We start from the raw sequence: 25,722 nt of genomic DNA on the forward strand, positions 1-25,722 counted from the left end.
GCACGGCATCTCCTCAGGTAACCGTCATAGGGATATCGGGCCAATCCAGGCCGGACGGGACGGTACCTGAGATTTAGCTAAGACACAATAGGTAACCCTTACCTTACTAAGGTTAGGTTTACTTGTCACACGTCGGAGGTAGATAACCGCTGTTCAAAGGCCATCGGCCGCGACATCGAGGCGACCGGCATGCCCACCGCGGCCCCCATGGGGCGTGCTGCGCTGAGGAGATTCTTAGCGCCACCTGAACGCGCTAGCGTCCCGGGTACCCCGACTACTAAAGTAGCCAGCAATTTAGGCTAGCCTCCACTAACTAGTAGGAGGGTTGGGTTTGTTGACTGGTGGGGTCAGGGCTTCCGTTGCCGGCAGCCCGAGCGACGTGCGCGCTGAGGTCGCCGAGTTGCTCGGCGTCAGCGCCGATACCGTCGACCCCGGCGGCAACCTCATCAGCCAGGGCCTCGACTCGATCCGAATGATGTCGCTCGCCGGCCGGTGGCGCCGTCGCGGCATCGACGTCGACTTCGCCGCGCTGTCCGCCGACCCCACGGTTGAGGCATGGTCGGTGCTTGTCGCTTCAAGTCATGACGCCGCGGATGCGGATATCGCGGCGGCGCCCGCCGGCGCGCCCGAGGATGCGTTTCCGCTCGCTCCGATGCAGCACGCGATGTGGGTCGGACGCCACGACAGTCAGCCACTCGGGGGGGTGGCCGGACACCTGTATGTCGAATTCGACGGCGGGGTAATCGATCCCGAACGTCTGCGCGGTGCGGCCACGATGTTGGCGATGCGTCACCCGATGCTGCGGGTCAGGTTTCTTTCGGATGGGACCCAGCGGATCGATCAGGCTCCGGGACGGGCGAGCTTCCCGGTCATGGTCCACGACCTTCGCGATCTCGCCGGGGATGTCGTCAATCAGCGGCTGGCCGCCATTCGGGAAGCCAAATCGCATCAGCAGTTGGACGGTCAGGTGTTCGAGCTGACCCTCTCGCTGCTGCCCGGTGAAAGCTCACGCTTGCATGTCGATTTGGATATGCAAGCAGCCGACGCGATGAGCTACCGCACGCTGATGACCGACCTGGCGAAGCTGTACACGGGACAGCATCTGCCCGAATTGCAATACAGCTACCGCGAATACCGTCACGAGATTGCGCGACGGGAGGCCGGACCGCGGCACGCTCATGACACCGACCGCGACTGGTGGGCGCAGCGCATCCCCGAGCTGCCCGACCCGCCCAAGCTGCCCGCATTGAGTCGAAAAGACGTTTCCCGCAACAGCACTCGACGCTGGCAGTGGTTGGATCCGGAGACCCGCGACGCTCTGTTTGCGCATGCCCGCGCGCGCGGTGTCACCCCCGCGATGATGTTTGCCGCGGTCTTCTCGCACACGTTGGCATGCTGGTCGAGCACATCGCGATTCCTGCTGAACGTGCCGCTGTTCGGCCGCGAGGCCCTGCATCCCGACGTGGACGGCCTGGTCGGCGACTTCACCTCGTCGCTGCTGCTGGACATCGATCTGACCGCCGCGACCGATGCGGCGGCTCGGGCCCACGCCGTGCAAGACGCCGTGCGGACCGCGGCGCAGCATTCCAGTTATCCCGGCCTGTCGGTGTTGCGCGACCTTGGCCGGTACCGCGGCGCCCCCGTGCTCGCCCCGGTGGTGTTCACCAGCGCGCTCGGGCTCGGTGAGCTGTTCTGCTCCGACGTCACCGATGCTTTCGGCACACCGAGCTGGATCATCTCGCAAGGGCCGCAAGTGTCGCTGGACGCGCAGGTCACTGAATTCGACGGCGGCGTGCTGGTGAATTGGGATGTGCGCGAAGACGTCTTCCCGGCCGGTGTCATCGACGCGATGTTCGCCCACCACATCGACGAGTTGCACCGGTTGGCCTCCGCAGTTGACCAGTGGGACGTTGCCGACCCGCCGGCGCTACCCGCGGACCAGCGTGCGGTACGCGACAGCGTCAACCGCCGAACCGTCGCCCCCAGCGGAGAGACGCTGCACGAGGGTTTCTTTCGCCGTGCTGAGCTGCAGCCCGATGCGCCGGCGGTCTTCGCAAGTTCCGGTGGCCTGACCTACGCGCAGTTGCGCGAGCAGGCGTTGACGCTGGCTTCTGCCCTGCGCGCGAACGGGATTCGCGACGGTGACACGGTTGCGGTGATGGGTCCGAAAACCGCCGAACAGGTGCCCGCCCTGTTGGGGATCCTGGCAGCCGGTGGGATCTACCTGCCGATCAGTGTCGATCAGCCTCGTGACCGTGCCGAACGCATCTTGCGGTCCGGGCAGGTGAAGCTGGCCCTGATTTGTGGCGGCGAGCAAGTCTCGTTGCCGGTGCCCGCGTTGACGATCGCGGACGTACTGACCGACGCGCCTGTCGACGCTGAGATCGACGTCGCAACAACCGATCCCGCCGCGATCGCCTATGTGCTGTTCACCTCGGGCTCAACCGGAGAACCCAAGGGCGTCGAAGTCACTCATGATGCCGCGATGAACACCGTGGAGTTCATCGCCCGGCATTTCGAGATCGGACCCGCGGATAAGTGCCTGGCGCTGTCGACACTGGAAGGCGACATCTCGGTGATGGATGTCTTCGTCACCATGCGGACCGGTGGATCGATCGTGGTGGTTGACGAAGCGCAGCGGCGCGATCCCGATGCCTGGGCTCGCCTCATCGATACCCATCAGGTCACGGTGTTGCACTTCATGCCGGGCTGGCTGGAGATGCTGAGTGAGGTTGGAGCGGGGCGCCTTTCGTCGGTGCGGGTAATCCCGACCGGCGGCGACTGGGTGCGGCCCGAGGTGGTACGTCGCCTGCGGGCCGAGTCGCCCGGGCTGCGTTTCGCCGGGTTGGGCGGAGCGACCGAAACCGCAATTCACAACACAATTTTCGAGATCGGCGATGTGGACCAGCTTCCCGCGGAGTTGACCGCTCTGCCGTTCGGCACACCGCTTTCCAACAATGTCTGCCGGGTAGTCAACGACATGGGCGGCGATTGCCCCGACTGGGTCGCCGGTGAACTGTGGATCTCCGGTCGCGGCATCGCGCGGGGCTACCGCGGACGTCCGGATCTCACCGCCGAACGATTCGTCGAACACGACGGCCGAACCTGGTATCGCACCGGCGATTTGGCCAGATACTGGCCGGACGGCGTCCTGGAGTTCGTCGGGCGCGGCGATAACCGAGTCAAGATCAGCGGCTACCGAGTCGAAATCGGTGAGGTCGAGGTAGCGCTGCGCCAGATCCCGGGCGTGGCAATAGCGGTCGCAGCATTGGTGACTGCCTCGGGCGGTGCCGATGTGTTGGCTGCCGCCATCCGCGCCGACGATCCATCTCTCACGGTCAATGCAGTGCGCGAGGCCATGGCCGAACGTGTTCCCGCGCACATGATCCCCCAGCACATGTCACTGGTCGAGCACATACCGTTCACGCTCGGGGGCAAGGTCGACCGACGCGCGGTCGCGGCCCAGCTCGCCGCCGCGGTCGCTGATGCGGCCCCTCCTGATCGCCGTGCACCAGCGACACCGCTGGAGTCCGCTCTCGCGGCGATCGTTGGTGACGTCCTTCGCGCCGACGCGGTCGGTGTTGGTGATGACTTCTTTGCCTTGGGCGGGGATTCGGTGCTGGCGACGCAGGCCGTCGCTCGCATCCGGGCCTGGCTCGACACCCCCGACGTGATCGTTGCCGACATCTTCGCCACCCGAACCGTTTCCGCGCTTGCCGACATGCTCACCCGCCGCGAGTCCGACTCCGATCGACTCGGTCAGGTCGCCGAGCTGTACCTGGAAGTCATTCACATGGACGCTGGCCATGTCGCGGCGGCGGTCGCTGGAAATGAAGCAGTGCAATGATTTTCGATAACCTGACGGCTGTGCGCAAGAAGGAGTTTCCGCCCTGGATCAAGCGGGTGCCCGGCCGCGGCGGGGGAGGGCGCGCGGGCGCCACCGTGATATTTCCGCATGCCGGCGGAGCGGCCGTGGGCTATCGCAAGCTGGCGACCGCATTGGCTGCCGCGGGCGACACCTACATCGTGCAATACCCGCAGCGGGCCGAACGACTCCACGAGCCTGCCGCCCAGACCGTCCAGGACCTGGCCCGTGGCCTGTTCGTGGCAGGCCCTTGGCGTCAGTTCGCGCCGCTGCGACTCTTCGGTCACAGCATGGGCGCTGTCGTCGCCTTCGAGTTCGCCAGGATCGCCGAGTCCCGCGGGGCTGCAGTAGAACGGTTGTGGGCGTCGGCAGCTCCGGCACCATCGGCTGTCGAGGCTAAGCCCGATTTGCCCACCAACCACGACGATCTCATCGTCGACATTACCGATTTCGGTGGGACCGACGCCGAGCTGCTTGCCGACCCAGAAATTGCCGAGCTGCTGGTCACCGCGGTGCGGGCCGATTATGCCGCAATCAATCGCTACACCTGTAGCCCCGATACCCAAATCGCCTCTGACATCCACGTGTTGGGCGCCCGCGAAGACCGCCGCGTCGACGCCGCCGAACTGCAGCAGTGGGAGGGGCACACCGCGGGCGCCTTCGAGCTGTCCTGGTACGACGGCGGACATTTCTATCTCGACGATCACATCGATGCCGTCGCCGAGCAGGTGAATGCCGGTGGCTGAGGACACGTTCGGGGCCGGCGCCGATCCGGTCGTCATCATCGGGATGGCGATGGAAGCGCCGGGCGGTATCGACACCGCGGACGGATATTGGGAATTGTTGTCCCATGGCCGCGAGGCGCTGAGCCCGTTTCCCACCGACCGTGGCTGGTCGGTCCGCGACCTGTTCGCCGGATCACGGCGCAACGGTTTCAAGGAGATTCATGACCGGGGTGGATTCCTCACCGGCGCGACGACATTCGACCCGGAGTTCTTCGGTATTTCACCGCGGGAGGCCGTCGCGATGGATCCCCAGCAGCGCGTTACGTTGCGGGTGTCCTGGCGGGCTCTGGAGAACAGCGGCATCAATCCCGACGACATGGCGGGCCACGACATGGGCTGCTATCTCGGTGCGTCGGGCACCGGCTACGGACCTAACATGGCCGAGTTCTCCGAATACAGCGGCCATCTGCTTGCCGGCACGGCCCTGAGCGTGATATCCGGCCGGATCGCGTACACCCTGGGATCGATGGGTCCGGCCGTGACGATCGACTCGTCGTGCGCGTCGGCGCTGGTTGCATTTCACGCCGCCGTCCGTGGATTGCAGAACGGCGACTGCGACGTGGCGCTGGCCGGCGGCGTGAACGTGCTGGGCTCGCCCGGATTCTTCGTCGAGTTCTCCAAACAGCACGCCCTTTCCGACGACGGCCACTGCCGCGCCTACAGCGCGCAGGCCAGCGGGACCGTGTGGGCGGAGGGAGCGGCGGTCTTTGTGCTGCAACGGAAGTCGGCGGCTGTACGCGACCGGCGGCACATTCTTGCTGAAGTGCTCGGTAGCGCCACCAACCACGACGGCCGCAGCGCCGGCCTCAGCGCGCCAAACTGCGCGGCACAAATCAATCTGTTCCGCCGCGCCATCGCCCAGGCGGGCATCCGTCCAGACGAGGTCGGCATGGTCGAAGGGCACGGCACCGGAACCAGGCTCGGTGACCGCACCGAACTGCACTCGCTGGCGGCCACGTACGGCGACACCGAACCCGGGCGCGGAGCCCTGCTGGGGTCGGTGAAATCGAACCTGGGTCACGCGCTGGCCGCCAGTGGCGCACTGGGGCTGGCCAAGATTCTGGTAGCCGCCGAGCACGGTGCAATACCGGCCACCTTGCACGCAGCCGAAGCGAGCCCGGAGATCGACTGGGAAAAACAAGGTTTGCGTCTCGCGACAGCCCTGACGCCGTGGCCCGCGGTCGATGGGCAACGCGTCGCGGCCACGTCGGCATTCGGGATCGCCGGCACCAACGCCCATGTCATCGTCGCACTGCCCGAGGTCGCGTGATGCTCGCGCAACCGCTTCCCGATGCCCGCGTACCGGTACTGCTGTCGGCGCATGACGAAACACTCATCACGCAGGGCGCGTGGGAAATCCTCGGCTACCTCGACCGACTCGGCACGGACCACGATCCGACGCTCGACATCGCGTGCACCCTCAGCCGCTTACGACGGGTGCGACGCCACCGGGCCGTGGTCCGCGCGGCGGATCGCAGCGAACTGGTGGCCGGGCTATCGGCGCTGGCCCACGACGAAGAGCATCCCTTGGTTGCCCGGTCGTCGAAAAGTGTTGTGCCATCGACTGCTTTCGTGTTTCCCGGTCAGGGCAACCAATGGCAGGCGATGGGTGCCGACGCCTACCGCGGACTGCCCGCCTACCGCGCGGAGGCCGATCGCTGCGCAGAGGCGTTCGCCGCGGCGGGGCTGCCGTCGCCGCTGGCTTATTTGCAGGGTGACGACGACCAGAACTGGTCGCGGACCCAGATTCAGGGCGCGCAATTCGTCCACGCGATCAGCTTGGCGGCGCAGTGGCGATTCTGCGGCGTGGTCCCCGGCATCACCATTGGACACAGCCTCGGCGAGGTGGCGGCGGCCTACCTCGCCGAGAAGATCTCCTTACCCGACGCGGTCGCACTGGTCGGTGCGCGCGCGGCGGCCGTTGACCGGCTGACCGGGCACTACGCGATGGCGGTGCTCGGTGCCGGCCTCGACGAAGCGCAGGCGCTGATCGGCGAAATACCGGACTGGCTGGAGGTATCCGCGGTCAATGGGCCATCAGCCACCGTGGTGTCGGGGGGTCACGACGGGGTGGTCGCCGTCGCTGAGTTGGCCAAGCGACGCGGCGTGTTCGCCCATCAGCTCACGGTGGACTATCCGGGTCATACCAGCGCGCTGCGGCCGCTGCACGCCGACCTGGATCAGTGGCTACCCAAGTCGAACTTCCGCGACAGCCGGATGGCCTTCATCGGCTCGGCGACGGGCGCCGAAGTCGGCAGCGACATCGATTTTGCGAGCTATTGGTATGAAAGTCTCTGCAGTACAGTGCGCTTTGACCGCGCGGTGGTCACCGCGCAGAAATGCGGCGCCGACACCTTCGTAGAATTGTCCGCACATCCTTCCCTGGTGTACCCGTTGGTCGAACTCGTCGGCGACGACTCGGCGGTGATCGTCGGTTCGGGTCACCGCGACGCGCCAATCGCTGATATGTTGTCGGCGAACATCGCCGCCGTCGCGATCGCCGATCCCGGTTACCCGTGGGCCGACACCCTGCCGGGGGGAGCCCGACCACCGTTGCGCGGATTCCCGAATGCTCCGATGCGGGCCGTGCATCTGTGGGCCGCGCCGGAACCCGGGACCGGCAAGGTCGCCGGGCAGACCGCAGCACTGACGATCGCCGTCGAGGATTGGCAGCCAGCGGGATTGCCGACGTCTGACGGGGGCACCCGTTGCGGCATCGCGATCGTGGGCGACAGCAGGCTGACGCGGCTACTGGCCGGCGCCGCGTCGACGCATGAAGGATGTGCGGTGGTGCCGCCGGGCGAAGCGGAAATCGTCGCAGTGATCGCGCCGGAACTCGACCAGCTTGACGCGGTCGACGCTGTCACGCAGATCGCCGGCCGAGCAGATGCGGGCTTACCGGACTACGACGCGATCATCGGGCCGCGATGCCGAGCTGTCTGGCTGCTCACCGCCGGCGGGGAACGGGTCCTGGCCGATGACGCGGGCCCCAGGCCCGCGCAGTCTGCGCTGGCTGCGATGCACCGCAGCGTCGGCTTCGAATTCGGCGACCAGACGTTCGGGAGTCTTGATCTTCCCATGGGCGGCGTCGATGAGCTGAGCGCAGTCGCTGTCATCGATGCCCTACTCGGTGATACGGGCGTGATGGCGTTGCGCGCCAACACCGTTGAGGCCACGCGCACGCCGCAGCGATTCGTCCGGGCGCTCCGCCAGGACGCCGAGTCCGTGACCGCGCGACCGCTCGACATGACTGCCCTGGAAAACGTGGTGATAACCGGCGGCAGCGGAGCCATCGGACAGCGTTACGCGCAGTACTGCATCCAGCACGGAGCCCGCAGGGTGATCCTGTTGAGCCGCAACGGCGTCGAACCTGAAGTACTGAACCGCCTGGCCGGACAGTATCGCGTGGAAGTGCTTGCCCCGCAGTGCGATATCACCGACTGGTCAGCAGTATCGGCAGCCGCCGCCGAATCGGCGGGTGGCGGCGCATCGATGCTGATTCACACCGCGGGGATCGCGACGGCAACCCTGCGCGCCGACCTCACCGGCGCGGGCGTAGCGGCGGTGTGCGCCGCGAAGGTGACCGGGCTGGCGGCGATGGCCGATGTGTGGCCGTTGCGGCCAGACTGCCGGATCTTGGCCTGCTCGTCGGTGTTCGGGGTCTGGGGCGGTCACGGTCACGCCGCGTATGCGGCGTCGAACCGGATTCTCGACGCGCTGGCCGCCCAGCTGCGTTCGCGGGGCCTGGACTGCACGGCGATTCGATGGGGACTCTGGCAGGACGCCGGCGTCGTGGCGGCGGATGAGATCGCCCGCACCCAACGCTCGGGCCTGGTCGCAATGCGGCCCGAGGTGGCGGTCGACGCCAGCCTGGGTCGATTTGACGGCGATCCGCTGATTTTCGATGCTGACTTCGACCGGCTCCGAGTGTTCTTCGAAAGTCAGGGAATTGCAATGCCGCTCCCGACGGGTACTGAGGATCTCGGGCGGCACAACGGCTTACATGGCCAACCTCTAGCCGACGTCGTGCGCGCCGAGCTTGCCGCGACATTGCATGTGAGCGACTCGGTGTCGATCGACCCGACCACATCGCTGATCGACCTCGGCCTGGATTCGCTGTTGGCGCTCGACCTGCGTCGGCGACTACGCCGGGCCGTGGGGCACTCGGCTCCGGTGGCGCGGATGCTCGGCGGAATCACCGTGAGCGAACTCATCGACGTCTTGGGGTCCGGCGCGGCCAACGGCCAAGATATGAGGAAGGTTGGGATCGACGCGTGACTGACACGACCGGCCTCGGCACGATCGAAGCGCAGCGCCTGGAATTGCTGCGCCGCAAGATCGCCGAGCGTGGACTGGCCCGACCGGCCGCCGCCCCGGACGCTGACGCCGCCACCGACGCCGAGCAGCGGCCGCAGCTGTCCGATGGTCAACGCCGGATGTGGTTCGTCCAGTCGGTCGACCCCGCCAGCGCGCTGCTCAACATCTGCGTTTCCTACCGCGTCACCGGCAATGTCGATGTCGCGCGGCTGCGAGATGCGGTGGAAGCCGTTGCGGTGCGGCACCCGATATTGCGCACGACCTACCAGATCGACAGTGCCGGCGATCCGTATCCGGTTACTCGCGACGATATTCGGCCGGACTGGGCCGAGCACGACCTGTCCGGACTTGCCGAGCAAGCTCGGCGGCTCAGGCTGGAAGTGTTGGCGCAGCGGCAGTTTGCGCAGCCGTTCGAGCTGACCAAGGATTCACCGCTGCGGATCGCGGTCGCGCGCGTGGCCGCCGACGAACTGGTGCTGCTTCTGACCGCGCATCACATCGCCTGGGACGACGGTTCGTGGGCTCCGTTCTTCACCGATCTCACCCGCGCCTACGCTGAGGGCACCACCGCCACACCGGTGAGTGTTACGGCCGACCCGATGCGCAGCAGCGACGACGACCACGCCTACTGGCGCTCGTTGATGACGGATCTTCCTGAGCCACTTGAGCTTCCCGGGGTCAACGGTTCGGTGGTGCCAAGCACCTGGCGCGCGCAGCGGGCCACCGCGCGGCTGTCGGCGCAGACCATCGACCGCGCCGCGGCCCTCGCCAGGGAAACCGGAGCTACGCCGTACATGGTGTTGATGGCAGCGTTCGGCGCGTTGGTCTATCGGTACACGCACGCATCGGATTTCCTCGTAGCCACTCCGGTGCTGAACCGCAGTGCGGGTACCGAGAACGCGATCGGTTACTACGGCAACACCCTGGTAATGCGGATGCGCCCGGAGCCGCGGCAGACATTCCGTGAGCTCCTCGTGCAAACCCGGGACAGCGCTGTGGGCGCGCTCGCCCACTCCCGCGTCGACCTGGAATGGCTGGTGCGGGCCTCCAACCCCGACCGCAGGCACGGGGCGGAGCGCATGACGCGGGTCAGCTTCGGATTGCGGGAGCCCGACGGCGGCGGGTTCTGCCCCCCTGGGGTGCAATGCGAGCGCGCCGAGTTACGTGGCCACGTCAGCCAGTTGCCGTTGAGCCTGATGGTCGAGCTGAACAGCGCCGCAGAGGGTTCCGGTCGCGAGGCGGTTGTCGAAGCCGAGTATCTGGTCGAGGTTTTGGATCGCCCACTGGTGGATCAACTGCTGCGGCACTACGCCGTTCTGTTGGATAATGCGCTGGCCGAACCGGATACCACGCTATCGGCCTGTGCAATGATGAGTGCGGCCGACGCCGAGTGGTTGCGCCAGGCCTCTTCCGGCGAAAACTTCACCACGCCGGCCGGCACGCTGCCTGGGCTGGTCGCTCGGCGCGCAGCACTGACGCCGGACGCCGTCGCCGTCGTCTACGAAGGCCGTCGATACAGCTACTGCGAGATCGACCAAGAATCAAACCAATTGGCGCACTGGCTGATCGGCCACGGTATCGGCACTGAAGACCGAGTAGCGGTGTTGCTCGACAAGTCACCGGAACTGGTCATCACCGCGCTGGGCATTCTCAAAGCCGGCGGGGTCTACCTGCCCGTCGACCCGACCTATCCGGACGACCGGGTGGCGTTCATCCTGGATGACGCCGCTGCAAAATTGGTTCTGCGTGAGCCGGTTTCGGAGCTGGCGGACTATCCGGTCACCGCGCCGGGAAGCGATGACCTGCTTCGGCCGCTCGGTCCGAGCAACACCGCCTACCTGATCTACACCTCGGGTTCGACCGGGCTGCCGAAGGGCGTGCCGGTGCCACATGCGCCGATCGCCGAGTACTTTGTGTGGTTCGGCGACGAGTATCGAGTCGACGAAACCGATCGGCTGCTCCAAGTAGCCTCGCCGAGCTTCGACGTCTCGATCGGCGAGATCTTCGGCACCCTGATTTGTGGCGCCCGACTGGTGATTCCGCGTCCGGACGGGCTACGCGACATCGGATATCTGACCGAGCTGTTGCGACGCGAGGGCATCACCTCGATGCACTTCGTTCCGTCGCTGCTGGGGTTGTTCTTGTCCCTGCCCGGCGTCAACCAGTGGCGCACCTTGCGTCGGGTGCCCATCGGTGGCGAGCCGTTGCCCGGTGAGATCGCCGACAAGTTCCACGCTACGTTCGATGCGCTGCTGTACAACTTCTACGGACCCACCGAAACCGTCGTGAATGCCACCAGCTACCCGGTGCAAGGCGCCCAGGGGACCAGAGTGGTGCCGATCGGCCGGCCCAAGATCAACACCCAGCTGCATCTGCTCGACGACGCGCTGCAACCGGTACCTGTGGGGGTGATCGGCGAAATCTACATCGGCGGAACACATGTGGCGCGCGGTTACCACCACAGACCAGGCCTGACCAGTGAACGTTTCATCGCCGACCCGTTCACGCCGGGCGCGCGGCTGTACCGCTCGGGCGACCTGGCGCGCCGAAATGCCAACGGCGACATCGAATTCGTCGGCCGTGCGGACGAACAGGTGAAGATCCGCGGCTTCCGCATCGAACTGGGCGAGGTCGGTGCGGCCATCTCGGTCGACCCCAGCGTTGGGCAAGCTGTCGTGGTGGCGGCGGACCTGCCACAGTTGGGCAAGAGCTTGGTGGGCTATGTGACCCCGGCCGACGGCGCCGGCTGCGACTCCATCGATCTCGATCGGATCCGGGCAAGGGTGGCGGCAGCACTGCCGGAGTACATGACGCCGGCAGCCTATGTCGTGCTCGACGAGATACCGATCACGGCGCACGGCAAGATCGACCGCACGGCGTTGCCGGAGCCGGATATCATGGCCAAGGCGCAATACCGCGAACCCGCCACCGCGACCGAACGCCGGGTCGCCGCACTGTTTTCCGACCTACTTGGTCACGGGCGGGTCGGTGTGGACGACTCGTTCTTTGATCTCGGCGGTCATTCGCTGGTAGCCACCAAGCTGGCCACCGCGATCCGATCGGAATGCGGGGTCGAGCTGGGTATCCGGGACATCTTCGAACTCGGCACCGTGGGACTGTTGGCGCAGCGGGTCGATGCGCTGCGGTCCGGTGGGCGGGCGCAGGCCCGGCCCAAGCTCGTCGCGACCTCCCACGACGAGCCACTGCCGCTGTCGGCGTCGCAGGTGCGCAGCTGGTTCGCCTACCGCGTCGATGGGCCGAGCCCGGTGAACAACATCCCGTTCGCCGCCAAGTTGACCGGACCGTGGGACATCGACGCGCTGATCGCGGCGGTGGGTGACGTCGTTGCCCGCCACGAAATCCTGCGCACCACTTACGTCGACGCAGACGGCGTTCCCTACCAGGCGGTCAACCCGGCCGCCGACCTGACGGTGCGCCGTGCGCAGGGCGACGGCGACACGTGGTTGCAGGAACAACTCGAGGCCGAGCGCAGGCACCGCTTCGAACTCGACCGCGAGTGGCCGATCCGGGTCGCCGTGCTGCACACCGGCGATGCCGGCGAACACGTGCTGTCGTTGGTGGTCCATCACATCGCCTCCGACCACTGGTCCGCCGGCGTGCTGTTCGCCGACGTCATCACCGCCTATCGCGCACGCCGCAACGGTGAGGCACCACCGTGGGCGCCGCTTCGCGTGCAGTACGCGGATTACGCTGCGTGGCAACGCACTTTCCTGGGCGACCCGGGTGGCCAGGAGACAACGGTCGCCGCCGAGCAGCGGGACTACTGGACGAGTCAGCTCGCCGGCTTGCCAGAGGACAGCGGGCTTCGGCCCGACTTCCCGCGACCCCGGGTACCGAGCGGCGATGGTGAATCGGTGACATTCCGCATCGATTCCAGCACCCGCGCCAAGCTCGCCGAGCGATGCCGCGAGATGGGCGTCACCGAGTTCATGGCGCTGCAAGCCGCCGTCGCGGTGGTGTTACACAAGGCCGGAAGCGGCGTGGACATCCCCTTGGGCACGCCCGTCGCCGGGCGCTCCGAGGCCGAACTCGACCAACTGATCGGCTTCTTCGTCAATATTCTGGTGCTGCGCAACGACTTACGTGGAAATCCCACGCTGCGTGACGTGCTGACCCGGGCGCGTGAGACCGCGCTTGCCGCCTACGCGCACCAGGACCTGCCGTTCGACCGAGTGGTCGACAGCGTCAGCCCGATGCGGTCGTTGTCGCGTAACCCGCTGTTCCAGGTCATCGTGCACGTACGCGATCACCTGCCCGCCTCACGGGTCATCGAATCGGCGTCCCACGGCGGCCAGGACACCGTCTGTACCTCATTGGACCCGGTTTTCGACATGGCGCACGCCGACCTCAGTGTCAACTTCTTCGGCACCGACGGCTCCGACGACACGGGCTATAACGGCCACCTCATCTTCCGCACCGAGCTGTACCAACGGAACACCATCGAACGGTTGGCCGACTGGCTGACTTTAGTGGTGACCGAGTTCGCTGACGACATCGATCAGAGCCTGCGCGACGTGGTGTTGACGGACTCCGACGAGCAGCGCCGAATTCTGACCGAGTGGAGCCACGGCGATCAACCACCGGCCGACCGGGCACGCACAGTGCCGGAAATGCTGGAGTCCAGCAGGCAGTGCGGAGCCGGGCGAATCGCGGTGCGGTGTGGGGGCGAGGATCTCGACTACGCCGGGCTTCATCGTCGTTCAGACAATCTGGCGGCGCTACTGGCAGATCGCGGTGTGCGGCCGGGCTCCTTTGTCGGGCTGTCGACACGGCGGGGCATCGACATGGCGGTGGCGCTGGTGGCCATCGTCAAGGCCGGCGCAGCGTACTTCCCGATCGATCCCGCCTATCCGTTGGCCCGCAAGCAGTTCATGCTCGACGATGTGCAGCCCCAGGTTGTGGTGGCGACGGTCGAGGCGGTCGACACCATGCCGGAAGATTCCGACGCGACCCTGGTGAGGCTCGACGATCCCGAGGTGCGGACCGTAGTGGAGGGATCGGACCCGCCCACGTCGAAGCCGCGGCTTCCACATCCCGACGATCCGATGTATCTGGTGTTCACGTCCGGTTCGACCGGAAAGCCCAAGGGGGCGGTGGGTACTCAACGTGGGATGGCGGCCCGACTGGATTGGCAGTTGCGACATTATCCGCCGCGGTCCGAGGACATCCGCTTGTCGCAGGCATCGATGACGTTCCTCGAGGGCGGCATGGAACTGCTGGCCGGTCTGGCTGCGGGTGCCACCATGATCCTGGCCGACGACGCCGAACATCGCGATGCGGAAGCCCTTGCGGCGCTGATGAAACGCGAATCCGTCGCACAAATCACCGCGGTGCCCAGCTTGGTGTCCGCGCTGGTGGACAGTGCGCCGGATTCGGTGCGATCGCTGGCGCGGCTGGTATGCGGCGGAGAGCCGGTGAGTGTCTCGCTGCTGCAGCGACTGGCCGCGGCGTGCGCCGACAGCGGCGGCCAAGGTCCCGAGCTGCTGAACAACATCGGCTCCACTGAGACCTCGGGCGCCGTGTCCCGCGGGCCACTGGCACCGCCATGCCCGCTTGTCGGCACACCGGTCGCGGGCGCGCAAGCCTATCTGCTGGACGACGGGCTGCGCCCGGTGCCCGTCGGCGTGGTCGGCGAGTTGTACTACGCCGGCGATCAATTGGCGCGCGGCTACTGGAAACGCCCCAGCCTGACCGCATCGCGCTTCGTCGCCAATCCGTTTGGCGCCGAGCCCGGCGGCCGGTTGTATCGCAGCGGCGACCTCGCCCGCTGGACCGACGATGGCCGACTGGAGTTCGCCGGCCGCGCTGACCATCAGGTGCAGGTTCGCGGTTTCCGCGTCGAGCTCGCCGAGGTCGAAGCCGCACTGGCCGCAGCAGACGGCGTCGCCGCAGCTGCGGCCCGCACCTGGGAGGTGCACGACGGCACCAGCCTCGCCGGTTACGTTGTGCCGCAACGGGCTATGACCGATGACACCGAGAAGGCGGCGTTTGCCGCCGCGGTGCGCGCAGCGCTCAGCACGACCCTGCCCGGCTACATGGTGCCGTCGTCGCTGACCGTGCTCGACTCGATGCCGAAGACGGAGTCGGGCAAGCTGAATCGGCCGGGCCTTCCACGGCCGGCGGTCAGCACCAGTGGCCACGCCGAACCGTCGCGAACCGACACCGAACGTGCGCTGGCCACCGTGTTCGCCGACTTGCTGTCAACCCCCGACGTCGGGCGATTTGACGACTTCTTCGCACTCGGCGGCGACAGCATCCTTTCGGTCCAATTAGCCTCGCGGGCAAGGGCTGTCGGCCTGCCGATCAACCCGCGCATGATCTTCGAGAACCCGACCGTGGAGCAGTTGGCCGCCGCTGTGGACGCGCTCAACGCAGCGGGCGACGGCGATTCGCCGCACCATGTGGACGAGGCGAATGAGACCCGGTTCGAGCCGATGAGCACTTCCGGTCTGTCAGCTACCGACTTGGCTGCGGTGACGCAGCTGTGGTCGAAGTCGCGCGACGGTACGTCATGACAGCCGCGGAAGCCGAAGCCCAGATCGATGTGGCGCCCGACATCGAGGACGTGATGGCGCTCAGCCCTTTGCAGGAGGGGCTGTATTCGCTGACCGCGCTGGCCGAGTTCACCGCGGGGGAACGCGCCGACGATCCGTATGTGATCGGAATGGCGGCCGACATTTTCGGGTCCCTGGACGTCGACCTGCTGCGCGACTGTGCGGCGAAGATGTTGATACGGCACCCCAATCTTCGCGCCAGCTTCTTCAGTCGGGGGATTGCGCGTCCCGTGCAGATCGTGCCGTCGCGAGTCGAGCTGCCGTGGCAAGATGTGGCCGCCGCCGAGCAGGACATCGAGGTGCTGGAAGCCGACGAACGGCGACGGCCGTTTGACCTCGAACGACTACCGGCGATCCGTTTTCTGCTGATCGAATTACCCAATGCACGTTGGCGATTGGTGATCACCGCGCACCATATCGTGATTGACGGTTGGTCGCTGCCGGTGTTCGTCACCGAGATGATGCTTCTGTATCGCGCCGGCGGCGACCCCGGTGCGCTGCCAGTCGCGCCACGTCCTTACCGGGACTACATCGGCTGGCTCGCCGGTCGCGATCAGGAAGAGAGCCAACGGGTTTGGCGTGAGCATCTCGCTGCGCTTCCGGGTCCGACCGTGCTGGCAGGGGCCTACGGCGGGGACGATGCCGCACGGACGGCGGCGCGCCTGCCGCGGCGGACCGAGTTGCAGCCGGGCGCGGATGCCACCGAGCGGCTGGTCACGGGTGCCCGTTCCCGCGGGGTCACGCTGAACACACTGCTGCAGACGGCCTGGGCGGTGATCTTGTCACGCCTGATCGACCGCACCGACGTCGTGTTCGGGGTGACGGTATCGGGCCGGCCCGCCGAGCTGGCCGGCGTCGAGACCATGGTCGGTCTGTTCATCAACACCGTGCCGTTACGAGTCCGGCTGAACGACGCCGCCACGGTCGGGGACCAGTGTCGCGCCGTGCAACGAGATTCGGCGATACTGCGCGAACACAGCTATCTCGGGCATGCCCAGCTGCGGGCTTTGGGCGGCGTCGGCGAGATGTTCGACAGCCTGCTGGTCTATGAGAACTTCCCGACCGGGGGCATCTCGGCGGGTGAGGCTCTGACCAGTACGGGTGTCACCTTCCGGCCCGCCGCCGTGGAAAGCCTCACCCATTTCCCGGTCGTCCTCGCCGCGCACATGGGGGACGACGGTCTGGTGCTGATGGTCGAAGTCATCGACGGAGCTCTGGGCAACACCACCGCGGCGGCGCTCGGCCAGCGGCTGCTTTCCACCGCCGAGCAGCTGCTGGATCGATGGGATTGCCCGCTACGCGAGGTCAGCATCCTGCTCGCCGATGAGGCGGCGCCGCTGGGTGCCAGGTCGGCGGGATCGACCACGGCGCAGGGGATTCACACCCGGTTCGCAGCGGTCGCCGCGCAGACACCTGACCACCCGGCCGTCACTTGGGCGGGCGGGACACTGAGCTACCGCGAGCTCGACACGGCGGCCAACCGGCTGGCCGGTGTGCTTGCCGCCCGCGGCGCGGGTAGTGAAACCCCGGTTGCGATTAAGCTTTCCCGTGGCCCGCAATACATCGTCGCGATTCTCGCGGCGCTCAAAGCGGGCGCCACATATGTTCCGTTGGAGCCGGGTATGCCCGCCGAGCGGGTGGACTCCATTCTTCGTCAAAGCGGCGCGACGATTGTCATCGACGACGAGTTCAGGGCCGACGGTCCCGACGATTTCCAGCCCGTCGACGTGAACCCTCAGCAGGCGGCCTACGTGGTTTTCACCTCCGGGACTACCGGAGAACCCAAGGGCGTCATCGGAACTCATGCCGCGGTCGCCGCGTATGTCGACGACCATCTGGACCATGTGCTAAGGCCCGCGGCGGCTCGGCTGGATCGGCCGCTGTGCATTGCGCACGCGTGGTCCTTCGCGTTCGACGCGGCCTGGCAGCCGTTGGCCGGGCTGCTCGGTGGGCACGTGGTGCACGTCGTCGACGAACACACCCAAACCGATGCCGAGGCGTTGGTCGCGGCCATCGCCGAGCACGGTGTCGACATGATCGACACCACCCCATCGATGTTCGCGCAATTGAGGGCGGCCGGGTTGCTGACCCGGGTCCCGCTGGCGGTTCTGGCGCTGGGCGGCGAAGCGCTCGGTGGCGGTGCCTGGTCGTTCATCCGAATGCAGTGCCGCCGCACGGCGATGACGGCTTTCAACTGCTATGGGCCCACCGAGACCACTGTCGAGGCGGTGGTGGCCGCGATCGACGATCACGATGAGCCGTCGATCGGGCGGCCGACCCAGGACACCCGCGGCTACGTGCTCGACTCCGCATTGCGCCCGGTGCCCTACGGCGTTGCGGGGGAGTTGTACCTCGGTGGCGCCCAATTGGCCCGCGGCTACCTGGGCCGCGCACCGGAGACCGTTCAGCGCTTTGTTGCCGATCCTTTCGTCGCCGGCGAAAGGATGTATCGCACCGGCGATTTGGTCCGACGTCAACCCGATGGATCGCTGAGCTACGTGGGGCGCGCCGATGCGCAGGTGAAAATCCGCGGTCATCGGGTGGAGCCCGCCGAGATCGCGGTGGCGCTCGATTCACACCCCGCAGTGCGGCATGCCAGCGTCGTGGTACACGAATGCCAGGGCGTTCCGCGACTGACCGCGTATGTGGCGCTGAGGGATTCGGCGGGCACATCGCGGTCGGTCGCCGAGCTGCGGCGCATGCTGATCACCCGGCTGCCCCGCTATATGGTCCCGCAGCGCATCGTCGTCGTCGACGACATCCCGCTCACGTCCAACGGAAAACTGGACGAAGCCGCCTTGGCGGCAATCGACTCGGCGGCTTTGGCGGAGTCGGGCGAAACCGAGCCCGAGACGGCCACCGAGTCGGCTTTGATCGAATTGCTCACGGAAATCTTGCAGGTCACCAGGATCGACCCAAACGCTGATTTTCTGGAGTTGGGCCTGGACAGCATTGTGGCCCTCTCGGTCGTACAGTCGGCCCGCCGGCGCGGTATCCCGCTGCGCGCCAGGCTGGTACTGGAGTGTGGCAGTGTCCGTGAACTCGCCGGCGCCATCGACGCCGAAGCGGCCGAACCTGCCCGTGCGACGGCCGACCACGAAGCGGAAAGCGGGCCGATACCGCTGCTGGCCAATGCACATTGGCTCTACGAAGTCGGTGAGCCGCGCAGACTGGCACAGGCTGAGGCCATTCGGTTGCCCGCCGAGGTGACCGGTGAGCAACTACGCGCGGCGCTGGCAATCATCGCCAATGGCCACGAGGTGCTGCGCACTCGCCTGGACCGCGCCACCATGACCCTGCACGCCGGGCAATCCGCCGACTTCCTCACCGAGGTCTCGGTTCCGGGCGACATGCAGGCAGCCGTCGCAAGCCACACCGGGCAGGCCATCGACAGCCTGGATCCAGAACGCGGAAAGCTAACGGCAGCAGTCTGGTTGCGGCCATCGAGCGGCCAGAGCGTGCTACTGCTGGCCGCCCACGTCCTTGCCATGGATCCGGTGTCGTGGCAGGTGGTGCTCGGCGAGTTGGACGCGACCCTGCATGCACTCATCGCCGGACGGACGCCGGCCCCCATCCGTGAGCAGACCAGTTACCGGCGGTGGGTGCGGGCCCTTACCGAGCGAGCCGAATCGCTTGACAGCGAACCATATTGGATCGCGCAGCTTGGCGGCGACGACCCAGAGTTGGGCCGGCGTCGGCTCATTCCCGACAGCGACCGAGCCGGCGGGCTGCTGGTGCAGACGGCGATGCTCGACGCGGCTGCCACTGCGCGGTTGCTGAAATCCGGGTTGCCGGTCTTCGAGATTCTGATCGCGGCGACCTCGCGGATGGTGACCCGGTGGCGACAACACCGCGGCCAGCCGACACCGCCGCCGCTGCTCGCGCTGGAAACACACGGCCGCGCCGACACCTTGTTCGACGACACGGCCGGCGGCGGCATCATCGACACCACCGAGACCGTCGGACTTCTCAGCGCGATCTATCCGCTGCGGGTAGACACCGAGGATCCGCGTCAGGTGACCGAACTACTGACGACCATCCCCGGCGACGGCATCGACTACGGCCTGCTACGTTACCTGCGCGGCGACACCGCCAGCCGCCTCGCAACCTTTAGCGGACCGCAGCTACTGCTGAATTATCTGGGCCGCGCCGAAGTTGGCGGCACCAGCGGACTGTGGCTGGATCGTGCCCTCCTGAACGGTGTTTCGCCGCTGCCCGAGCCTGAACTCGCGGTGCGTTACGAGCTGAGCCTGCTGGCCACCGTGCTTGGCAGCGGTGCCCACCAAGTGCTGGTGACTCAGTGGCGCGCGCTGCCCGGCATCCTCAGCGAATCGGACATCGCCGCATTGCAAGCACTGTGGACACAAGCGCTCGAGGAGATCGTGACATGACCACACTTGCCGTGCTTGGCGCCGGGGTGAAGGCGGTGGCCGTGGCCGCCAAGGCGTACGTGTTGAGAGAGATGGGCATCGACGCACCGAACGTGGTGGCCATCGAGCGAATCGGGGTCGGCGCCAACTGGCAGGCCAGCGGCGGCTGGACCGACGGAGCACAGCGGCTGGGAACCAGCCCGGAAAAAGACGTCGGCTTCCCGTATCGCTCGTCGCTGGCGCCGCGCCGCAACGCCGAACTCGACGAGCGCATGACCCGGCACAGCTGGCAGTCATATCTGATCGCCACCGCCCAGTTCGCCCAGTGGATCGACCGTGGCCGACCGGCGCCGACCCATCGGCGGTGGAGCCAGTACCTGCGCTGGGTGGCCGACGAGATCGGAATGAACGTGGTGTACGGCGAAGTCGACCGTCTCGCCGTGGACGGTGAACAGTGGGCGCTGCACACCGACGAAACCACCGTGCGCGCCGACGGTTTGATGATCACCGGGCCCGGGCAGGCCGAGCGGTCGTTGTTGCCGGGTAATCCACGGGTGCTGTCGATCGCGCAGTTCTGGCACCGCGCTGGCCAGCAGGAGCGGATCAACGCGGAGCGGGTGGCGGTCATCGGCGGCGGCGAGACGGCCGCGGCCATGCTGAATGAGCTTTTCCGGCATCGGGTTTCGACCATCACCGTGATCTCGCCACAGGTCACGTTGTTCACCCGGGGTGAAAGTTTCTTCGAGAACGCGCTGTTCTCCGACCCCACCGACTGGACGGCGCTGACGGTGGACGAACGCCGCGACGCCATCGCCCGCACCGACCGCGGAGTGTTCTCGTCCAACGTGCAGGATGCGCTGCTGGCCGACGACCGCATCCGTCACCTCCGCGGACGAGTCGCCCATGCAGTAGGCCGCGATGAGCAGATCCGGCTGACGCTGTCCACCAACCGTGGCAGCGAAAACGTCGAGACGGTGCACGGTTTCGACTTGGTAATCGACGGGTCGGGTGCCGACCCGTTGTGGTTCACCACCCTGTTCAGCCAGGATGCGCTCGATCTGCTGGAGCTGGGTCTGGGCGGCCCGTTGACCGGGGATCGTGTGCAGGATGCGATCGGACACGATCTGGCCGTGATCGATGTGGCGCCGAAGCTGTTCTTGCCCAACCTCGCCGGACTCAATCAAGGTCCCGGCTTTCCCAACCTCAGTTGTCTGGGGCTGCTGTCCGATCGGGTGCTTGGCGCCGATCTGGGCTCCAGCACCACTACATCGGCTAGGAGAGATGATGAACACCAATCCCTTCGATGACGAGACCGGCACCTTCGTCGTGCTGGTGAACGACGAAGACCAGCACAGCTTGTGGCCCACATTCGTCGACGTGCCGGCCGGCTGGCATACGGTCTTCGGTGCGGCGGGTCGTGCGGAGTGCCTGGCATACGTCGAGGAGAACTGGACCGATATGCGGCCACGGAGTCTCCGCGAGGCGATGGACAGCTGATGGCCCGCGGGTTCCAGGGTGCGGTGTTGCGGGGCTTCGGTGCCCGCGACCACACCGCGACCGTCATCGAAACCGTTCCAATCGCACCACATTTCGTGCGGATCCGGATGGAATCGCCGACGCTGTTTCGGGACGCCCAAGCTGAACCGGCGGCCTGGCTGCGGTTCTGGTTCCCCGACCCGGAGGGATCGAGCACCGAGTTCCAGCGCGCATACACGATTTCCGAGGCCGACGTGCCGGGCGGCCGTTTCGCGGTCGACGTGGTGCTACACGACCCGGCCGGCCCGGCGTCGCTGTGGGCGCGCACCGTCGAACCCGGCGCCACGATCGCCGTGATGTCGCTGATGGGCTCGTCGCGTTTCGACACGCCCGACGAGCAACCTGCCGGCTACCTGTTGATCGGTGACTCCGCGTCGATTCCGGGCATCAATGGAATCGTCGGCGTCGTTCCCGACGACGTGCCCATCGAGGTGTATCTCGAGCAGCACGACGACAACGACAGGCTGATCCCGCTTGCGCAGCATCCGCGGCTGCGGGTGCACTGGACCGATCGACGCGACGAGAAGTCACTGGCCGCGTCGATTGAAAACCGGGACTGGTCGAACTGGTATGCGTGGGCGACACCGGAAGCCACCACGCTCAAGCACGTCCGGACCCGGCTGCGGGATGACTTCGGCTTTCCCAGATCGGAAGTGCACGCGCAGGCCTATTGGAGCGCCGGGCGTGCGATGGGCACCCGCCGTGGTGACGAACCGGCGGCCGTCGACACCGTTGCGCTCAACCACGACCCAGTGACCGTACAGTCGGAAAGCGCTGTGGTGCAACAGCAGCCGACTGCGGTTCCGACAGCGCGGGGGAGCTGGCGCGCGCAGGCCGCGGGCCGACTGCTCGGGCCGCTGCGCTCGGCGCTGATCGCTTCCGGCGTGCTTCAGGCGGTGATCACGCTGGTGCAGCTGGCGCCCTTCGTGCTGCTGGTCGAGTTGGCGAGGCTCCTGGCGGGCGGCGCGGATGCGTCGCGATTGAAAGAGATCGGTGTGGCGGCGGTGGCGTTGCTGGGTCTCGGTACCTTGCTCGGTGCCGCGCTGACGCTGTGGCTGCACGTCGTCGACGCCCGGTTCGCCAGCGACCTACGTTCGCGGCTGCTGAGCAAGTTGTCACGATTGCCGTTGGGCTGGTTTACCGCCCGCGGGTCCGGGTCGATCAAACAGCTTGTCGCCGACGACACGCTATCGCTGCATTATCTGGTCACCCACGCCATCCCGGATGCCGTCGCCGCGGTCGTCGCGCCGCTGGCGGTGCTGGTCTACCTGTTCGCCGTCGACTGGCGAGTGGCGGTGGTGTTGTTCGCGCCCGTCCTGGTCTATCTGGTGTTGACCTCGTCGATGACGATCCAGTCCGGCCCGCGTATCCCGCAGTCGCAGCGCTGGGCCGAGCGGATGAGCGGCGAGGCCGGCGCCTACCTGGAAGGCCAGCCGGTGATTCGCGTCTTCGGCGGGGCTGCCGCGTCGAATTTCCGGCGCCGACTGGACGAATACGTCGGCTTCCTGATCGACTGGCAGCGTCCGCTTGCCGGCAAGAAGACGCTGATGGATTTGGTCACCCGCCCCTCGACATTCCTCTGGCTGATCGCCGGCACCGGCACGCTGCTAGTGGTAGCCGGCCGGATGAACCCGGTCGACCTGCTGCCGTTTCTGTTGTTGGGCACCACGTTCGGCGCGCGGCTGCTCAACGTCGCCTACGGTCTCGGCGGCATCCGCGCCGGGTTGCTGGCCGCCCGCCGCCTGCAGATCACGCTTGACGAGCCGGAGCTCTCAACGCCTGACGAACCGCGGCAGGCGTCCGGCGACGGGTCGGCCACCGTCGTATTCGACCACGTCGACTTCGGCTATCGCCCAGGCGTGCCGGTGATTCACGACGTCTCGCTGACGCTGCGCCCCGGCACGGTGACCGCCCTGGTCGGACCGTCCGGATCCGGCAAGTCGACGCTGGCCGCGCTGCTGGCCCGCTTCTACGACGTACAGCAAGGCGCGATAACCGTTGAGGGACAAGATATTCGGTCGTTGACGGCCGATGAGCTCTATACCCGCGTCGGATTCGTCTTGCAGGAGACACAGCTCGTGCACGGCACCGTTGCCGAGAACATCGCGTTGGCGGTGCCCGATGCCACCGCCGCCCAGATCGAGACCGCGGCCCGTGAGGCCCAGATCCACGACCGGATCCTGCGATTGCCGGACGGCTACGCCACCATGCTGGGCGCCGCGAGCGGTCTTTCCGGCGGCGAACGGCAGCGGCTGACGATCGCTCGCGCGATACTCGCCGACACCAGTGTGCTCATCCTCGACGAGGCCACGGCTTTCGCCGATCCGGAGTCTGAATACCTTGTGCAGCAGGCACTTAACCGGCTGACTCACGACCGCACGGTCCTGGTGATCGCGCATCGGCTGCACACCATCGCCGGAGCCGACCAGATCGTCGTGCTGGATCACGGACAGATCGCCGAAACCGGTACCCATGACCAACTGCTCGCCGCCGATGGTCGCTACCGGCGACTATGGGACAGCGGCCGCCGCGACCCGGTGACCGTCACGACGGGGCGGGAGGCCGCGCGGTGATTCGTACTTGGATCGGGCTGGTCCCGTCTGACCAGCGCGGCAAGATGATCGCCTACGCCGTGCTGGCCATGGTTTCGGTGGTGGTGCGTGCCGTCGGTACCGTTCTGCTGGTTCCGTTGGTGGGAGCGTTGTTCAGCGACTCCCCGCACCGGGCGCTGGTCTGGCTTGGCTGGCTTACCGCCGCGACGGTGGCGGGATGGGCGATCGATACCGCGACTGCGCGGATCGGTTTCGATTTGGGCTTCGCGGTGCTCGACCACACTCAGCACGATGTCGCGGACCAGCTGCCAGATGTCCGGCTGGAATGGTTCAGCGCCGACAACACCGCGACGGCACGGCAGGCGATCGCCGCAACCGGGCCCGAACTGGTTGGCCTCGTTGTCAATCTGCTGACACCACTGGTCACCGCCGTGCTGCTGCCGGCGGCCATCGCGGTGGCGCTGCTGCCGGTGTCCTGGCAGCTCGCAGCGGCCGCGATGGGCGGTGTGCCATTACTGCTGGGTGCGCTGTGGGCGTCGGCACGACTGGCCCGTCGCGCTGATCACGCTGCGGCTCAAGCCAATACCGCGCTCACCGAGCGGATCATCGAGTTCGCCCGAACTCAGCAGGCGTTGCGGGCGGCACGCCGCGTCGAGCCGGCCCGAAGCCTGGTCGGCGACGCACTGGCCGCGCAGCACGGCGCGACAATGCGAGTGCTGGCCATGCAGGTTCCCGGTCAGCTGCTGTTCAGTCTGGCGAGCCAGCTGGCATTGATCCTGTTTGCCGGCGCCACAACGGCGTTGACCGTCACGCACACGCTGAGTGTTCCGGAGGCGATCGCCGTGATCGTCGTCATCGCCCGCTATCTCGAGCCGTTCACCTCGATCAGCGAGCTGGGACCGGCTTTGGAGAGCACTCGCGCCACCCTCGACCGGATCCGGTCGGTGCTCAGCGCACCGGTCATGGCTGCCGGGCCCGAAACGCGGCGCGGACACCACGACGCCCCGCTCATCGAGTTCGAGGACGTCGATTTCAGCTACGGCGTTGGCACGCCGGTGCTGACTGGCGTGAGCTTCGCGTTGCAGCCCGGAACCACCACAGCGATCGTCGGGCCGTCCGGATCGGGCAAGAGCACGATTCTGGCGCTGATCGCCGGTCTGTACCAACCCGCCCACGGCCGCGTCCTAGTTGACGGCGTCGACGTCGCAACCCTGGACGCCGAAACCCGGCGCGCCACCAGCAGCGTGGTGTTTCAGCATCCCTATCTATTCCACGGAACGATCCGCGAGAACATCTCCGCCGGCGATCCTGCGGCCGGTGAAGCAGAGTTCAGCCGCGCAGTGGCGCTGGCGCGAGTAGATGAGCTCACCGGCAGGCTGCCCGCGGGTCCGGAGACGGTCGTCGGCGAAGCTGGATCGGCGTTGTCCGGCGGCGAACGGCAACGGGTGAGCATCGCTCGCGCATTGCTGAAGCCGGCGCCGATACTGCTGGTCGACGAGGCCACCAGCGCTTTGGACACCGAGAACGAGACTGCCGTCGTCGACGCGCTCACAGCGGACCCGCAGCCGCGGACCCGGGTGATCGTCGCGCATCGGCTGGCCAGCATCCGGCACGCCGAGCGGGTTCTTTTCCTGGACGGCGGCAAGATCGTCGAGGACGGCACAGTCGACGACTTGCTCACCGCAGGTGGACGTTTCGACGAATTCTGGCGGCAGCAGCGCG

Annotated in this window: 10 protein-coding genes; all 10 read left to right on the forward strand. The window is 66.8% G+C overall.

The genetic code is table 11. From position 1 onward, the window contains the following. Positions 1 to 334 precede the first annotated feature (334 nt). A complete protein-coding gene (locus WAO18_RS21290) occupies positions 335 to 3,847 on the forward strand; it encodes an amino acid adenylation domain-containing protein (RefSeq protein ID WP_422208216.1) in 3,513 nt (1,170 codons plus the stop codon). Further along, the gene (locus WAO18_RS21295) at positions 3,844 to 4,611 is read left to right on the forward strand and encodes a thioesterase II family protein (RefSeq protein ID WP_422208217.1); all 768 of its coding nucleotides are present in this window, start codon (positions 3,844 to 3,846) and stop codon (positions 4,609 to 4,611) included. The genes WAO18_RS21290 and WAO18_RS21295 overlap by 4 nt, the downstream gene beginning before the upstream one ends. Further along, positions 4,604 to 5,920, forward strand: a complete 1,317-nt coding sequence (locus WAO18_RS21300; protein WP_422208218.1) for a polyketide synthase — start codon at positions 4,604 to 4,606, stop codon at positions 5,918 to 5,920. The genes WAO18_RS21295 and WAO18_RS21300 overlap by 8 nt, the downstream gene beginning before the upstream one ends. Continuing rightward, on the forward strand, positions 5,920 to 8,928 hold the full coding sequence (gene mbtD, locus WAO18_RS21305) for a mycobactin polyketide synthase MbtD (RefSeq protein ID WP_422208219.1): 3,009 nt from the start codon (positions 5,920 to 5,922) through the stop codon (positions 8,926 to 8,928). The genes WAO18_RS21300 and mbtD overlap by 1 nt, the downstream gene beginning before the upstream one ends. Continuing rightward, positions 8,925 to 15,503, forward strand: a complete 6,579-nt coding sequence (locus WAO18_RS21310) for an amino acid adenylation domain-containing protein (protein ID WP_422208220.1) — start codon at positions 8,925 to 8,927, stop codon at positions 15,501 to 15,503. Before mbtD ends, WAO18_RS21310 begins: the two co-directional genes overlap by 4 nt. Beyond that, a complete protein-coding gene (locus tag WAO18_RS21315; protein WP_422208221.1) occupies positions 15,500 to 19,933 on the forward strand; it encodes an amino acid adenylation domain-containing protein in 4,434 nt (1,477 codons plus the stop codon). The genes WAO18_RS21310 and WAO18_RS21315 overlap by 4 nt, the downstream gene beginning before the upstream one ends. Continuing rightward, positions 19,930 to 21,219: an NADPH-dependent L-lysine N(6)-monooxygenase MbtG gene (mbtG, locus tag WAO18_RS21320; RefSeq protein WP_422208222.1), complete on the forward strand. Its 1,290-nt coding sequence runs from the start codon at positions 19,930 to 19,932 to the stop codon at positions 21,217 to 21,219. The genes WAO18_RS21315 and mbtG overlap by 4 nt, the downstream gene beginning before the upstream one ends. After that, positions 21,197 to 21,409: an MbtH family protein gene (locus WAO18_RS21325; RefSeq protein ID WP_422208223.1), complete on the forward strand. Its 213-nt coding sequence runs from the start codon at positions 21,197 to 21,199 to the stop codon at positions 21,407 to 21,409. Before mbtG ends, WAO18_RS21325 begins: the two co-directional genes overlap by 23 nt. Then, complete coding sequence (locus WAO18_RS21330; RefSeq protein ID WP_422208224.1) at positions 21,409 to 24,021, forward strand: ABC transporter ATP-binding protein/permease; 2,613 nt, start codon at positions 21,409 to 21,411, stop codon at positions 24,019 to 24,021. Before WAO18_RS21325 ends, WAO18_RS21330 begins: the two co-directional genes overlap by 1 nt. After that, on the forward strand, positions 24,018 to 25,722 hold a 1,705-nt coding region (locus WAO18_RS21335), incomplete at its 3' end, for an ABC transporter ATP-binding protein (protein ID WP_422208225.1). The genes WAO18_RS21330 and WAO18_RS21335, both read left to right, overlap by 4 nt.

The sequence above is a fragment of the Mycobacterium sp. genome, from assembly GCF_049278535.1.
In the GTDB taxonomy this organism is placed as follows: Bacteria; Actinomycetota; Actinomycetes; order Mycobacteriales; family Mycobacteriaceae; genus Mycobacterium.